Origin of the sequence: Faecalibacterium sp. I3-3-33, from assembly GCF_023347295.1 — a bacterium.
In the GTDB taxonomy this organism is placed as follows: Bacteria; Bacillota; Clostridia; order Oscillospirales; family Ruminococcaceae; genus Faecalibacterium.
Genome location: NZ_CP094469.1, coordinates 1,476,752 through 1,492,165, shown reverse-complemented (window position 1 = coordinate 1,492,165; position 15,414 = coordinate 1,476,752). Strand labels below are relative to the sequence as shown.

The following is a 15,414-nucleotide window of genomic DNA, read 5'->3' as shown; positions in this document are numbered from 1 at the left end:
GCAGACACACATAATTCGACCCGCGTCTTGTGAAACGTTCCGGCATTTTGCACAAACTTTTCGGGGCAAGCCCTCAAGCGGCAGCCATCGCAGTTCCTTTTTTGGCGCACTAGTCCATTATGTGATACTAATGCAGTATACACCCGAAAACCCCTGTTGTCAAGCCATTTTTCAGTTTTTTGCCGAAATAAATTTAATTTTCGATTCGTTTTCGAACGCCCGGCAGCGTGTAGTTGTTTGCTTTCCAAGTACTTGATTTTTTTATTTTGCACGTTCCTGTTCATAACACCCTTGTGCAATTTGTCTATCTTTACTCTTGTGCCCGGAAGTGCGACTTTTGCACTTCCCTGCCGCAAAAAAAAAGACCGCTGCACAGAATGCCGTGCAGCGGCCTTGTCCTCTTATATGGAATGCTCACTCATCCAGATAATCCCGCAGCAGCTTTGCACGGCTGGGATGACGCAGCTTGCGCAGTGCCTTTGCTTCGATCTGCCGCACCCGCTCCCGGGTCACGTTGAACTCCTTGCCCAGCTCTTCCAGCGTGCGGGCACGGCCGTCCTCCAGACCAAAGCGCAGGGTGATGACCCGCTCCTCCCGGGGCGTCAGGCTTTTAAGGACATGCAGCAACTCCCGCCGCAGCAGCTGACGCCCAGCTTCATCCACCGGGACACCGGCATCCTCGTCCTGAATAAAGTCCTCCAGATGGGCGTCCTCTTCCTCCCCCACCGGTGTTTCCAGACTGATGGGTTCTTGCGACAGTTGCAGCAGCTCCCGCACCTTGTCCGGCTCCATATCCAGTGCGGCGGCGATCTCCTCCACGGTAGGCTCCCGCCCATTCTTGTGCAGCAGGTCACCCGCCGTTTTCTTGACCCGGTTGATGCTCTCCACCAGATGCACCGGAATGCGGATGGTGCGCCCCTGATCCGCAATGGCGCGGGTGATGGACTGACGGATCCACCAGGTTGCATAGGTAGAGAACTTAAAGCCCCGCTCCGGCTCAAACTTTTCCGCCGCTTTCATCAGGCCGAGGTTGCCCTCCTGAATGAGATCCAGAAAAGGCAGTCCCCGCCCGGCGTAGCGCTTGGCTACCGATACAACCAGCCGCAGATTTGCCTCGCTCAAAGCGCGGCGCGCCTCTGCATCCCCTGCCCGGGCAGCCTTTGCCAGCGCCATCTCCTGCCCAGCGGTCAGCAGCGGCACCCGGCCGATCTCCTTTAAATAGGTCTTGACCGGGTCATCCAGCGCCACACCCTCCGAGGACAGCTCATTCTCCAACCTGCCGATCTGTGCATCATCCAGCACGGGCAGTTCAGCAGACTCTTCTTCTGCCAAATGGACGCCCCGCTGCTCCAGTGCAGCGTAAAGCTCGTCCAGCTGGACAACATCAAAATCCGCTTCCTCCATGGCACGGCTGATCTGCTCCGGGGTCAGGGTGTGACGGTGAGCCTTTGCGGCAAGGCTGCGGGCAAGTTCTTCCGTTTGCGACAATTTCTGCATGATTCCTGCTCCTTTTCTCTCCAGCTCCAGCCGGAGGGAAAACAGGGATCAGTCTTGTTCGGGCAGCGTCCCCTGCTTTTTTTCGCGCATCGACTGAAGATACTGTGTGATCTCATCGCCGGACATTGCAGCAGCTTTGCTAGCAACCGGCATCCCCCGGGCGATCCTGTCCAGATACAGATGGATATCCTCCGGGGTGCAGTTCACATCGCTGTATTGTGCCGCAAGTCGGCTCAGTTCATTCAATGCTTCTTCGCTTGCAAATGCCCGCAGTGCCGTCAGGCTGAGCTCCACGCCCTCCCGGCTGCAATTGAGCATTGCTTCGTATAGTTCCTTCTGCTGCGGCTGGATGAATTGCTCCGCCGTCAGCTGCTGTTTAGCCAGTTCCAGATAACGCGGCTCGCGCAGAATGGCTGCCAGCAGCCGCTGCTGGGCGCTGGCAATGCCCAGCGCCTGACTGCCGCCTGCGCTGTATGGCACCTTGATCTGATCCATCTCGCCGGAGCGCAGCAGCTCGCGGTTTTTCTCCCGGCGGTACTTGCCGCCCGCCCGCTTTGCTGCGGTGCCCAGCTGCGCCAGAATGGCGGTTTTGGAGATGTTGGTCTCCTCTGCCAGCCGTCCGGCGTACACCTCCTGCTCAGTGGGGTTAGAGCGCTCGGCCAGCATCTCCACGGCTTCCTTTACATATTGCAGCCGCTGCGCATCCTGTGAGAGATCGTACTGATCCCGCAGGCGCTTGAGCCGGAAATCCAGCGCGTTGCCCACCCCATCCAGAAGCGCCTGAAAGCGCTCCGGACCGTATTTTTTGATATACTCGTCCGGGTCCTTTGCACCGGGGATCTGCAGCACACCCACCTTTACCGGGCTGTTACGGAACAGCTCCAGCGAGCGCAGGGTCGCTTTCTGGCCGGCCTCGTCCGAGTCGTAGCTCAGAATGACTTCATCGGCATACTCGCTGATGATGCGCACCTGCCCGGGGGTCAGGGCGGTGCCGCAAGCACAGACGGCGGTGTCGATACCAGCCTGCTGCATGCTGATGACATCCATATAGCCCTCACACAGCACGAACCGCCGGGAAGCGCTGCGTTTTGCAATTTGCATGGCAAACACCGTCTCGGATTTGTGGTAGACCAGCGTTTCCGGGCTGTTGACGTATTTGGGCTTGGAGTCGTCCATCACGCGCCCACCAAAGGCAATGATATTACCGCGCAGGTCAAAGATGGGGGTCATGACGCGCTTCCAGAACAGGCAGTAGATGCGCCCGGAGGGACTGCGCTTGAACAGACCGCTGGCGTCCAGCTCCTGCTGGTTGTAGCCCTTATCCCGCAGGTACTGGTACAGCGCCTGTCCGTCGTTGGGGGCATAGCCCAACCCGAACCGGACGATGGTCTTATCGTCCAGCCCGCGCCGCCGCCAGTAGGCGCGCGCCTGCCGCGCTTCCTCCACGGTAGAGTTCAGGCAGGCGTGGAAAAAGCGAGCTGCCTCCTTGTTCATGGAAAGCACCCGGCTGCGCAGACGGCCGGTCTTGTCGTCCTCCTGCGGCTCCGGCATCCCGGCGCGGGAGGCCAGCATCTTGATGGCCTCGCCGCTGCTGATGTTGTTGATCTTTTTGACAAAGCTGATGGCATCTCCGGCTGCCTGACAGCCGAAGCAGTAAAAGCTTTGGGTGTCCGGGTACACATAGAAGGACGGCGTTTTTTCGCTGTGAAAAGGGCACAGACCGCCGTACAGCCGTCCCTTGCGCTTGAGCTGCACATAGCTGCCCACCAGTTCCACGATGTCGGTGCGGCGGGTAAGTTCCTCAATGTATTCGTGTGGGATCATGTTGATTTAAACGACCTCTCCAGTTTTAAAGGACGTGCCATTTCTGGGGCACGAACAGTTCTTCAAAAGTGCGGATGGCAAACTCATCGCTCATACCGCTGATGTAGTCGGTGACGGCACGCTCCCGCCCCTCCTGATAAGCCAGCTGCACATAAAAGTTAGACATCTGATCCACATGGGTCAGGTAGTACTCGTACAGCTCGGCAATGAGCTTGTCCACCTTCTGCTCCTCGCGCTTGGCGTTTTTGTCCACATACACGGTAGCGTACATGAAATCTCGCAGGGCGAGAAATGCCTCGTATTCCTCCGTGCCCATGCGGACATCCCCCTCGCTGTGGGTAAGGATGCTGTTGATCATGGTAGTGATGCGGGCAGATTTGGTCTGTCCCAGCATCGCCGTGCAGTCCTTAGGCAGGGTGGCAGCGTCCAGCACACCGGCGCGCACGGCGTCCTCGATATCATGGTTGACAAAGGCGATCTGATCTGCCAAGCGCACGATGCGCCCCTCTGGGGTAGCCGCCCATGTACCCTTGGTGTGGGTCACGATGCCGTTGCGCACTTCCCACGTCAGGTTAAGCCCCTCGCCGTCCTTTTCCAGCCGGTCCACCACACGCAGGCTTTGCATATAATGATGGAAGCCGCCCGGGCAAAGGTCGTTCAGTGCCTTTTCGCCTGCGTGGCCAAAGGGAGTGTGCCCCAGATCATGCGCAAGGCTGATGGCTTCGGTCAGATCCTCGTTCAAGCGCAGACCCCGGGCGATGGTGCGGGCGATCTGCGAAACCTCCAGCGTATGGGTCAGCCGGGTGCGGTACAGGTCGCCCTCCGGCGAGAGGAACACCTGCGTTTTCTGCTTGAGACGTCGGAAGGCCTTGCAGTGCAGCACCCGGTCGCGGTCCCGCTGAAACACCGGGCGCAGCGGGTCCTGCGGCTCCGGCACAGCGCGGCCACGGCTTGCATCGCTGAAGGTCGCCCACGGCGCAAAGGTAAGGTGCTCGATCTCTTCGGTTCTCCGGCGCACATCCATACAGATCCTCCTTTTGTTTTTTGGGCTTCTTCCCTCCCCTCTGCACGCAGCCGATCCCAATTGCTGCGCTGCGGCAATTGTAGCACATCGGCCGTGTCGAAGGGGGAAGTTCGGTGTCGGTTTGCAAAAAAGACTTTGTTTTTTAAAATGGTGCGTAGAACGGGTCGGACACCGTTACCTGAGCACTGCCCCGGGTCAACTCCCGCAGCTGCTCCAACAGTGGAGCTTCGGTGTGTTCCGGCATCTGCCAGCGCAGGGTGACGCGATCCGTAAACTCCGGCGGTGCCTGCTTTGCCCCGGCGGCATCAATGAGCAGGGACGCACGTTCGTAGAGGGCGTAGTCCACAGCCACCTGTAATTCCACCACGCTGCGCACCGTGACCACCTCGGCATTCTCCAGTGCGCGGGCGGTGGCGGTGGTGTAGGCACGCACCAAGCCGCCGGTGCCCAGCAGCACCCCGCCAAAATAACGGGTGATCACCACGATCAGGTCAGTCAGGCCGCTGTGCTGCAGCACCTCCAGCGCGGGCGTACCGGCGGTCTTGGCCGGCTCGCCGTCATCGGAATAGCGCTCGCGGTTGCCCGCCCGCAGACGATAGGCATAGACGTTGTGCCGTGCGGTGCGGTTGGCCGCCCGCACCTGTTCCAGAAAGGCAACGGCGACTTCCTCGCTGTCGGCAAAGGAGAGCTGCGCGATAAAGCGGCTCTTTTTCTCTTCGTATTCGCCGGTGGCCGTGCCCCGGACGGTGCGGTAATCCTCCACGTTAGATCCTCCTGATAAGAACTCAGAATAAGTATAGCACAAACGGGCGCAAATAAAAAGACTGACGAAGCCTTGCGGCCCCGCCAGTCTTTTTATAAGAAGAAAGCAGTTGATCACTTGGTAAAGATCTGGATCCACTGATGACCCCAAGTGCTGTTGCTGTTGTAGTAGTAGCCAACACTCATCTTGCGAGCCTCAGGGTTCAGGATGTTAGCGCGATGGCCTTCGGAGTTCATCCATGCGTTGACGACCTCTTCAGGAGAGACGCTGCCCCATGCGGCATTCTCGCCGGTGGGGGTATCGGTGACGCCGTAGTCCCTCAGGACGGTGAAGCACTTGGAACCATCGGGACGGACGTGGGAGTTCACAACGGCGATCTCCTCGGCACGGGTCTGTGCAGCGGCAGTCAAGTTATCATCACCCATTTCCAGAGCAGTCAGACCGTACTTTGCGCGCTGGGCATTGACCAGATCCAGAACTTCCTGACGGTAGTCCTCAGTGTGAGAATTTTCGGGGTAAGAGAAGATCAGCACCCAGTAGTTATTGTAGACGCCGCCTTCGTAGTAGCCAACGCTCACAGTGGTAGCATCGGCGTTCAGGATACGCTCGCGGGTAAAATCGGTAGCCATCCACTGATCCATTGCGGCGTCGGGAGTGGAGCAGCCAGCCATGTAGTTCTCGCCGATGGAGACATCGCTGATGCCGTTCTCTGCCAGAACGGTGAAATCGCGCTGACCGTTGGGACGGACGTAGGAGTAAGAAACTGCCAGCTCCTCGGCACGCTCCATTGCAGCGGCGTTGTGGCTGCTGTCGCCCAGAGCAACGGGAGCCAAACCAGCCTGTGCACGCTCGTTATTGACCAGCGTCAGGAAGCTGCGCTGGTAAGCGTCTTCTTCAAAGTAAGAGTTCTCTTCTTCCACAGAAGCGGTAGCAGGAACGGCAGCCTGTGCAGCGTTTGCGGTGACGGGCTTGAAGCCTGCAAAGCCAAAAACCACAGCCAGCGTCATAGCAGCTGCTGCGATATTCTTTACGGTACTCATTGCACGCTTCATAAGATTGCCTCCGGTCTGTTGCCTCATGCAGTGTGATGTTGGATTTTGCAACTTGTTTGCAACTCTGTTGTATCACATCTGCAACTCTTGTGTCACAAGAGTATCACAAAAACGTACAGACGTCAAGAGGTTCAGAGGCTGTTTTGCAGAAAAATACGGATTTTTTAAAAAATCTCCGCCCTTTTATCGCAACTCAAGCGTAACAAGCAGTCCGAAAACGTTACAGTTGTGTTGCGCTTCTCCACAAAATCAGCCAAGTGCAACAGGTATTGCACACTTTTTGGGGCGTTCTGGTGCGCTCCGGTTTGCATATTATAGTATTTATATACATTTATATGCATATCAAAGCTTTGTGTACGCTTTTGTGCCGCTTCGTTCTATTTCCTTTTCGGCTCCTTTCCCACGGAAAGCAAATTGGAGCCGCTGTGCAGTGCCCGGCACAACAGCTCCTTGATAAAAAGCACAAAAAAGGGGCCGCTGCACAAAAATGTGCAACGGCCCCTCACAATTCAGGCTATGCTATTGAACGATGTTCCGGGACAGCTGATCACAGAGCAGCCTTTGCTGCCTCGATCTGCTTGATGAGTTCGGGCACGACCTTGAACAGATCGCCCACAATGCCGTAGTCAGCAACACCGAAGATGGGAGCACCCTCGTTCTTGTTGACAGCGATGATGCACTCAGAATCCTGCATACCGGCGGTGTGCTGGATGGCACCGGAAATGCCCAGAGCCACATAGATCTTGGGGTGCACGGTCTTACCGGTCTGACCGACCTGATGGTCAGCGGTCATCCAGCCTGCATCGGTGACGGCACGGGATGCGCCCACAACGCCGCCGCCCAGAGCGGCTGCCAGCTGCTCGGCCAGCTCGATGCCCTTGTTGACATCCTTGCTGATGCCACGGCCAACAGAGACGATAACGTCTGCGCCGATCAGGTCAACCAGCTTCTCAGCGGCCTTCTCCACGCTCAGCACTTCGGTCTTAATGTCCTCAGCGGTCAGGCTGAAGGCGGGCTTGACGATCTGGCAGGCATCAGCCTTAGCCTGATCGAAGGGAGCCTTCTTCATAACGCCGGGACGCACGGTGGACATCTGGGGACGGAAGCGGGGGCAGATGATGGTAGCCATCAGATGGCCGCCGAATGCGGGACGGGTCATCTTCAGGTTACGGTCTTCCATATCGAACTTCTGCTTGGACAGGTCGATGGTGGAGCTCTCCTTCAGGAAGTCGATGTACTTTGCAGTATCGATATCCAGATGGGTAGCATCAGCGGTCAGGCCGGTGTGCAGACGGGCTGCGCAGCGGGGGCCGAGGTCGCGGCCAATGTTGGTAGCGCCGATCAGCAGCACCTCAGGCTTGTACTCGTTGACCATATCGCACACGACCTTAGCGTATGCGTCGGTGGTGTAATCCTTCAGCAGGGGGCTGTCGCAGACCAGAACCTTGTCGGCACCGTAGCCGCCCAGTTCCTTGGCAATGCCCTCCACGTTGTCGCCCAGCAGCAGGCCGGTGACTTCGCAGCCCAGCTCGTCGGCCAGCTTACGGGCCTCGCTCACCAGCTCGAAGTCAGTGGACATCAGTGCGCCCTGGCGCTGCTCGCAAAAGACCCATACGCCCTTGTATTCGTTAAAATCAGCCATTGTAATCCTATGCTCCTTTCATCAGATCAGGTGCTTCTTGGCCAGGATGCCAGCCAGCTGGGCAGCAACATCGTCGCCCTGCAGCATGGTGCCTGCGCCCTTCTGCGGAGGAGTGAAGGACTTAAAGACGTTCGTCGGAGAGCCCTTCAGGCCAATGGTGTCCACCTCGATCAGCGGATCGTCCTTCAGTGCGTTGTAGTCGAACACTTCCATGGGCTTGTCGTAGCAGGTAAAGATGCCGTTCACGCTCATGTAGCGGGGGTCGTTCAGCTCCTTGATGCAGGTCAGCAGGCAGGGAGTCTGCACCTTGACCATCATGTAGCCGTCCTCCAGCATACGCTTCACGGTCAGGGTGTTGCCGTCCTTCTGGATGTCGGCAACGTAGGTGACCTGCGGCAGATGCAGCTTTTCAGCGATCTGGGGGCCGACCTGTGCGGTATCGCCATCAATTGCCTGACGGCCGCAGAACACAACGTCCTCGGGGCCAACACCGATCTTGTTGACGGCAGCAGCCAGGATCTGGCTGGTTGCAAAGGTATCGGAACCGCCGAACTCACGGCCGGAGACCAGAACGGCCTTATCAGCGCCGCGGGCCAGCAGCTCACGCAGCATGCCCTCTGCCGGCGGGGGACCCATGGTGACAACAACGACCTCGCAGCCGGTGGCGTCCTTCAGCTTCAGGGCGGCCTCCAGAGCGTTCAGGTCATCGGGGTTGGTGATGGTTGCCATGGATGCACGATCCAGAGTGCCATCGGGCTTGACGGACACCTTGCCGGAGGTATCAGGAACCTGCTTTACACAAACAATTGCTTTCATTGTAACTCTTGCCTCCCTTACTTCAGCAGCGCGCCGGAAATGACCATCATCTGCACTTCGCTGGTGCCCTCGTAGATCTCAGTGATCTTGGCATCACGCATCATGCGCTCGATGGGGTAGTCACGGGTGTAGCCGTAGCCACCGAACAGCTGCAGGCAACGGCGGGTCACATCACTTGCGGTGCGGGCAGCGATCAGCTTAGCCTGTGCAGCCTCGACGCTGTAACGAACCTTTGCGCCATCCATAGCCTGCTGCTTCTTCAGAGCGGCAGCATAAACCAGATACTTCGCAGCCTCAACACGAGCCTTCATCTCAGCCAGCTCGAACTGGGTGTTCTGGAAAGCAGCGATGGCACGGCCGAACTGCTTGCGCTCCTTGACGTAAGCAACGGTCTCCTCCAGAGCGCCCTCGGCGATGCCCAGAGCCTGAGAAGCGATGCCGATACGGCCGCCGTCCAGCGTAGCCATAGCCAGCTGGAAGCCCTTGCCGCGCACGCCCAGCATACGATCCTTCGGGATGCGGCAATCCTCAAAGATCAGCTCGCAGGTAGAAGAACCGCGGATACCCATCTTGTCCTCTGCCTTACCAACAGAGAAGCCCGGGTCGGTGCGCTCCACGATGAAGGCGGAGCAGAGCTTAGTGGGACGGCCGCGCTTATCCAGCACGTTATCGGTAACGGCGATGACGATGAACACATCAGCAAAGCCGGCGTTGGTGATGAAGATCTTGGAGCCGTTCAGCACCCAGCAGTCATCCTCTTCCTTGGCAATGGTCTGCTGACCCTGCGCATCGGTACCAGCGCCCGGCTCGGTCAGGCCGAAAGCACCCAGCCACTCGCCGCTGCACAGCTTGGGCAGGTACTTAGCCTTCTGCTCGGGGGTGCCGTTCTCGTAAATGGGAGCAGCGCACAGGCTGGTGTGAGCAGAGACGATGACACCGGTGGTGCCGCAGACCTTGCTCAGCTCCTCCACGGCCATGACGTAGGACAGCACATCGCCGCCTGCACCGCCGACCTCAGTCGGGAAATAGATGCCCATCATGCCCAGCTTGCCCATCTTTTCGACGGTCTCCTTGGGGAAGTATTCCTCTGCGTCAACCTTCTTTGCCAGAGGCTTGACTTCGTTCTCAGCAAACTCGCGGTACATTTTCTGCACCATCTGCTGCTGCTTGGACAGAGTAAAATCCATCGCTATATCCTCCTAACAGGTCTTTTTTCATTTACCGGAATAGCCCGGTGCAAACAAATTCCTCCCGACCGCTTTCCCCGCAGCCGGGAGAAATGTTTATCAGAACTTACAGCTGGTCAACAGGGGTCTTGGTGCGGTCTGCGTTGTAAATGTAGAAGCCCTTACCGGTCTTGCAGCCCAGATTGCCGCCACGCACCATCTTGCGGATCAGCGGGCAGGCACGGTACTTGCTGTCGCCGGTCTCGTTGTACAGCACGTCCATGATGGCCAGGCAGATGTCCAGACCGATGAAGTCGCCCAGTTCCAGGGGTCCCATGGGGTGGTTAGCACCCAGCTTCATAGCGGTGTCGATGCCGGCGATATCGGAAACGCCCTCCATCTTAATGAAGGCAGCCTCGTTGATCATGGGGATCAGGATGCGGTTGACCACAAAGCCGGCAGCCTCGTTGACCTGAACAGGGCTCTTGCCGATGGCAACGGAGATCTCCTTGATCTTCTCAACGGTCTCGGCGGGAGTGTTGCAGCCGGCGATGACCTCGATCAGCTTCATGCGGTCTGCGGGGTTGAAGAAGTGCATACCGATCAGGGGACGGGTCAGACCCTTGCCGATCTCGGTGATGGACAGAGAAGAAGTGTTGGAAGCGAAGACGCACTCGGGCTTGCAAATCTTGTCCAGCTCGCCGAAGGTGGTCTGCTTGACCTTCATATCCTCGAATGCAGCCTCAACGACCAGATCGCAGTCTGCGCACAGATCTTCCTTCAGGCCCGGAGTGATGGCGGCGACGATAGCGTCAGCCTTCTCCTGGGTCATCTTTCCCTTAGCAACCAGCTTCTCGTAGCCCTTCTTGATCTTTGCCAGACCATTCTCGGCCCACTCCTGCTTGATGTCGCACAGAGCAACGGTGTTGCCCTCAACCTGTGCAAATGCCTTTGCGATGCCCTGACCCATAGTGCCAGCGCCGATAACACCGATCTTCATAGGAAATCTCTCCTTTAAATATCAAAAATTATGTAGTGGATTAGTTGTTGGTGAAAACTGCCTTGGGCTTCGGTTTCTCACGGGACAGGAAGCAGCTCATGCCCTCCACCTGATCGTGGGTCTCGAAGCAATCGCCGAACAGCTTCTCCTCGACCTCAACAGCCTTCTCGATGGGCAGGCTGATGCCGTCGTTCATTGCCTTCTTGCAGTTACGCACAGCAATGGGAGCGTTCTTTGCGATCTTGCCGGCCAGCTTCAGGACGTTCTCCATCAGCTCAGCCTGCGGATACACAGCGTTGACCAGACCAATGCGGTAAGCCTCGTCAGCCTTGATGTTCAGAGCAGAGTAGACCAGCTGCTTTGCCATGCCCATGCCGACCAGACGAGCCAGACGCTGGGTGCCGCCGAAGCCCGGGGTGATGCCCAGACCGACTTCCGGCTGACCGAACACAGCGTTGTCAGAGCAGATGCGGAAATCGCAGCTCATAGCCAGCTCGTTGCCGCCGCCCAGTGCAAAGCCGTTGACGGCTGCGATGACGGGGATGGGGAAATGCTCGATCATCAGGAACACATCATTGCCCAGCTTGCCGAAGGCCTCGCCTTCTGCCTTGGTCATGGTGCTCATGGAACCGATATCGGCACCGGCAACAAAGCTCTTGTCGCCTTCGCCGGTCAGAACGATGCAGCGGACAGTCTCCTGATCGACTGCCTCAAAAGCAGCCTTCAGGTCAGCCAGAACCTCGGGGTTCAGGGCGTTCAGTGCCTTGGGACGGTCGATGGTAATGATCTCAACAGCGCCCTGCACCTCGGTTTTTACAAATGCCATTGTGAAAACCTCCATTTCATACAGTTCAGTTTTTTCAAAACAGCCCCCGGAACGCGGGAGGGCTCTCCGGTTCCCTCCGGCGCTCCGGGTCTGTGGTTCAATCAGGATTCAGAGAAAGAGTGCTTAGTCCATCTCAACGATGGTAGCGCAGCCCATGCCGCCGCCGATGCACAGGGTAGCCAGACCCTTGTGAGCACCACGGTGCTTCATAGCGTACAGCAGGGTGACCAGAATACGAGCACCGGAAGCGCCGACCGGGTGGCCCAGAGCGATTGCGCCGCCGTTGACGTTCAGCTTGTCCTTATCGAAGCCCAGAGCCTCGCCGACAGCGATGGACTGTGCTGCGAATGCCTCGTTGGCCTCGACCAGATCCATATCGGCAACGGTCATGCCGGTCTTGGCCATGACCTTCTTGGTAGCAGCGATGGGGCCCAGACCCATGACCTCGGGCTCAACGCCTGCCAGAGCACCGGCGACCCAAGTTGCCAGAGGCTTCACGCCCAGCTCCTTAGCCTTCTCCTCGCTCATGACGACCAGAGCAGCAGCGCCGTCGTTGATGGCAGAAGAGTTAGCAGCGGTGACGATGCCGTCCTTGGTGAAGGCGGGCTTCAGCTTTGCCAGAACCTCGGGAGCGCTCAGACGGGGGCCCTCATCGGTATCGAACACGGTGTCGCCCTTCTTGCCCTTGATGACAACAGGAACGATCTCGTCCTTGAAAGCGCCGTCCTTGATGGCCTTGTCAGCCTTCAGCTGGCTGTTGTATGCGAACTCGTCCAGCATCTCGCGGGTGATGGGGCTGTAGCCGTACTTCTTCTGGTAGGTCTCGTTGGTGCAGACGTTCTCAGCGGTCATGCCCATGTGCTTGTTGAAGCCGCAGGCATCCCACAGTGCATCGTTGACCATGGTATCCACGATCTCGCTCTTGCCCATGGGAGCGCCCATGCGGTAGCCGTAGCGAGCCTTCTGCAGTGCGAAGGGAGCCATATCCATGTTCTCCATGCCGCCTGCAACAACGATATCAGCATCGCCTGCCTCGATCATCTGAGCAGCCATGTTCACGCAGTTCAGACCGGAGCCGCAGACCACGTTGACGGTGACAGCGGGGGTCTCGATGGGCAGACCAGCCTTCAGGGCAGCCTGACGAGCGACGTTCTGGCCCAGACCAGCCTGAATGACGCAGCCCATGTAAACATGATCGACCTGCTCGGGCTTGACGTTTGCACGGTCCAGAGCTTCCTTAATGACGATGGAGCCCAGCTCAGCAGCGGGAACGTTGGCCAGAGTGCCACCGAACTTGCCGATAGCGGTGCGGCATGCAGATGCGATAACGATCTTTTTCATGTGAATAGCCTCCTGAATTGTGTATGTGTGTTACTTATCGGTTACCCATTTATCAAAACGCCCTGCGGCATTTTTGCGGTATCAGGTCTCTTCCCTCTCCCGGAGCTGTGCGTATTTTTCGTTGACGGCCTTTTCCACATTGGGTGTGACGAACTTGCTGATGTCACTGCCGTAATACGCTGCTTCCTTTACGATGGTGGAGGAAAGATAACTCCATTTGATGCTGGTGGCAAGAAACATGGTCTCGATGCCGGGCATCAGTGCGTGGTTCGTTTGCGCAAGCTGGATCTCGTTTTCAAAGTCCGTTACCGCCCGCAGCCCGCGCACCATTACGGATGCGTGGCGCTTTTTTGCGAACTCCACGGTCAGGCCGTCGAAGCCTTCCACGGTCACGTTGGGGATGTTCTTGCAGCATTCCTGCAGCATAGCCACCCGCTCCTCCACTGTGAACAGCGGATGCTTGGCGCTGTTGATCAGCACCGCCACAATGAGGTGGTCGTTGATCTTTGCTGCGCGCTTGATGATATCAAGATGTCCCTTGGTGACCGGATCGAACGACCCGGGATAAACTGCTGTTGCCATCGGTCAGTGTCCTCCTTGTGCGCTGTAATTACTAAGCGCGATGTGGTTCTGCCATGATAGCACTTTCCAGCCTTGGGTGCAACCTGTAACTGCTGTGGTGCGTTTTATCGTTAAATTTTAAACGAATCATTCCGCACTGCTCCGCAGTTGCTTCCCACGCTATTAGTAAAGCACATCGTCAAAATTTTATCAAGACTTTTTCTCAATTTTTTTGTTTTTTACGTACCAAACAATCCCCACATAAAGCCAAGAAAACTGTTCATTATGCTATACCGGCTGTTTTTTAGCCAAAACTATTGATTCTACACTTTGTTAATGTTATAACTAAGTTGAGCTGTTCTGCGCAGCGCGGAACACACACTGCTGCCTTGTTTATAAGGTTACCATACAGATGTGGCAAAACGGTGTGCATTCCGCAAAACAGGCGTAAAACAGCTGCATAATTTGTCCGCACAGAATTGTTTACAATTCTTTTATGTATTTTAAGAGAGGATGGTTTATAATGGATTGCAAGGAACTGTACGCACAGAAGCTTATGACTGCTGCGCAGGCTGCTGCTCTGGTCAAAAGCGGCGACTGGGTGGATTACGGCTGGGCTGTGAACACCCCTGTGGCCGTGGATGCCGAACTGGCGAAGCGCCTGCCGGAGCTGGAAGGGGTCAACTTCCGGGGCGGCATTCTGATGTGGGTGCCGGAGATCTTCCAGATCGACGACCCTGCTGCCCACATGACTTGGAACAGCTGGCACATGGGCGGCATTGAGCGCAAGGCCATTGCGCAGGGCTTCTCCTTCTACTCCCCCATCCGCTACTCTGAGCTGCCCCGCTACTACCGCGAGAGCAGCGACCCCGTGGATGTGGCAGTATTTCAGGTGACCCCCATGGACGAGCACGGCTACTTCAACTTCGGCCCCAGCGCTTCGCATCTGGGCGCTGTTTGTGAGAAGGCCAAAAAGATCATCGTGGAGGTCAACACCAATATGCCGCGCTGCCTTGGCGGCATGGAGAACTGCGTACACGTTTCTCAGGTGACCGGCATTGTAGAGGGCGCAAATCCCCCCATCGGCCAGATGGCCGCTGCCGGTGCCGCCACCGAGGTGGATCTGAAGGTGGCCAACCTCATCGTGCCGCAGATCCCTAACGGTGCCTGCCTGCAGCTGGGCATCGGCGGTATGCCCAACGCCATCGGCGGGCTGATCGCACAGAGCAATCTGAAGGATCTGGGCGTGCACACCGAAATGTATGTGGATGCCTTTGTGGATATTGCCAAGGCCGGCAAGATCAACGGCAGCCGCAAGCAGCTGGACAAGGGCCGTCAGGTCTACGCCTTTGGTGCCGGCACCCAGAAGATGTACGATTACCTGAACGATAACCCGGAGTGCATGTCTGCCCCGGTGGACTACACTAACGACATCCGCAGCATTTCCGCACTGGATAACTTTATCTCCATCAACAATGCCGTGGATATCGACCTGTTTGGTCAGGTGAATGCCGAGAGCGCCGGTGTGAAGCACATTTCCGGCGCAGGCGGTCAGCTGGACTTCGTGCTGGGCGCATACCTTTCCAAGGGTGGCAAGAGCTTTATCTGCCTGTCCTCCACCTTCTTTAATAAAAAGACCGGCCAGCTGGAAAGCCGCATCCGTCCCACGCTGGAGAATGGCAGCATCGTTACCGACACCCGCGCCAACGTGCACTATCTGTGCACCGAGTATGGCTGCGTGAACCTGAAGGGCTTGACCTCCTGGGAAAAGGCCGAGGCTCTGATCAGCGTGGCACACCCGGATTTCCGTGAGGAGCTGATCCGCGAGGCCGATAAGCTGCATATCTGGCGCAGAAGCAACAAAATTTAATAAGCGCTGCGGGTATTCCCGCTGCCCGCAGC

At 57.4% G+C, this 15,414-nt stretch carries 13 protein-coding genes; 1 reads left to right on the top strand and 12 read right to left on the bottom strand.

Features of this window, described 5'->3' with window-relative positions; translation table 11 throughout:
• Window positions 1-414: 414 nt before the first annotated feature.
• The 12 genes from rpoD to coaD form a co-directional block, all read right to left on the bottom strand.
• On the bottom strand, window positions 415-1,497 hold the full coding sequence (gene rpoD / locus MTP39_RS07145; protein ID WP_249242024.1) for an RNA polymerase sigma factor RpoD: 1,083 nt from the start codon (window positions 1,495-1,497) through the stop codon (window positions 415-417).
• Between the two features lie 48 nt (window positions 1,498-1,545).
• Window positions 1,546-3,321, bottom strand: a complete 1,776-nt coding sequence (gene dnaG, locus MTP39_RS07140; RefSeq protein WP_249242023.1) for a DNA primase — start codon at window positions 3,319-3,321, stop codon at window positions 1,546-1,548.
• A gap of 25 nt (window positions 3,322-3,346) precedes the next feature.
• The gene (locus tag MTP39_RS07135; RefSeq protein ID WP_249242022.1) at window positions 3,347-4,345 is read right to left on the bottom strand and encodes a deoxyguanosinetriphosphate triphosphohydrolase; all 999 of its coding nucleotides are present in this window, start codon (window positions 4,343-4,345) and stop codon (window positions 3,347-3,349) included.
• Between the two features lie 142 nt (window positions 4,346-4,487).
• A complete protein-coding gene (locus MTP39_RS07130) occupies window positions 4,488-5,108 on the bottom strand; it encodes an IMPACT family protein (protein WP_249242021.1) in 621 nt (206 codons plus the stop codon).
• Window positions 5,109-5,221: 113 nt separating this feature from the next.
• Complete coding sequence (locus MTP39_RS07125) at window positions 5,222-6,160, bottom strand: CAP domain-containing protein (protein WP_249242020.1); 939 nt, start codon at window positions 6,158-6,160, stop codon at window positions 5,222-5,224.
• A gap of 547 nt (window positions 6,161-6,707) precedes the next feature.
• Window positions 6,708-7,802: an acryloyl-CoA reductase electron transfer subunit beta gene (acrA, locus tag MTP39_RS07120; protein ID WP_005926207.1), complete on the bottom strand. Its 1,095-nt coding sequence runs from the start codon at window positions 7,800-7,802 to the stop codon at window positions 6,708-6,710.
• Window positions 7,803-7,823: 21 nt separating this feature from the next.
• Entirely contained in the window at window positions 7,824-8,618 is a 795-nt protein-coding gene (acrB, locus tag MTP39_RS07115; protein WP_005926210.1) for an acryloyl-CoA reductase electron transfer subunit gamma, read from the bottom strand.
• A gap of 17 nt (window positions 8,619-8,635) precedes the next feature.
• Entirely contained in the window at window positions 8,636-9,805 is a 1,170-nt protein-coding gene (locus tag MTP39_RS07110; protein WP_249242019.1) for an acyl-CoA dehydrogenase, read from the bottom strand.
• A gap of 106 nt (window positions 9,806-9,911) precedes the next feature.
• Window positions 9,912-10,784: a 3-hydroxyacyl-CoA dehydrogenase family protein gene (locus MTP39_RS07105; RefSeq protein WP_249242018.1), complete on the bottom strand. Its 873-nt coding sequence runs from the start codon at window positions 10,782-10,784 to the stop codon at window positions 9,912-9,914.
• A 40-nt stretch (window positions 10,785-10,824) separates the two neighbouring features.
• A complete protein-coding gene (locus MTP39_RS07100) occupies window positions 10,825-11,610 on the bottom strand; it encodes an enoyl-CoA hydratase-related protein (RefSeq protein WP_249242017.1) in 786 nt (261 codons plus the stop codon).
• Between the two features lie 123 nt (window positions 11,611-11,733).
• Window positions 11,734-12,951: an acetyl-CoA C-acetyltransferase gene (locus tag MTP39_RS07095; protein ID WP_249242016.1), complete on the bottom strand. Its 1,218-nt coding sequence runs from the start codon at window positions 12,949-12,951 to the stop codon at window positions 11,734-11,736.
• Window positions 12,952-13,032: 81 nt separating this feature from the next.
• The gene (coaD, locus tag MTP39_RS07090; protein ID WP_249242015.1) at window positions 13,033-13,533 is read right to left on the bottom strand and encodes a pantetheine-phosphate adenylyltransferase; all 501 of its coding nucleotides are present in this window, start codon (window positions 13,531-13,533) and stop codon (window positions 13,033-13,035) included.
• Between the two features lie 502 nt (window positions 13,534-14,035).
• On the opposite strand from coaD, the gene MTP39_RS07085 reads away from it, so the two are divergent.
• Window positions 14,036-15,382: a butyryl-CoA:acetate CoA-transferase gene (locus tag MTP39_RS07085; RefSeq protein ID WP_249242014.1), complete on the top strand. Its 1,347-nt coding sequence runs from the start codon at window positions 14,036-14,038 to the stop codon at window positions 15,380-15,382.
• Window positions 15,383-15,414: the final 32 nt, after the last annotated feature.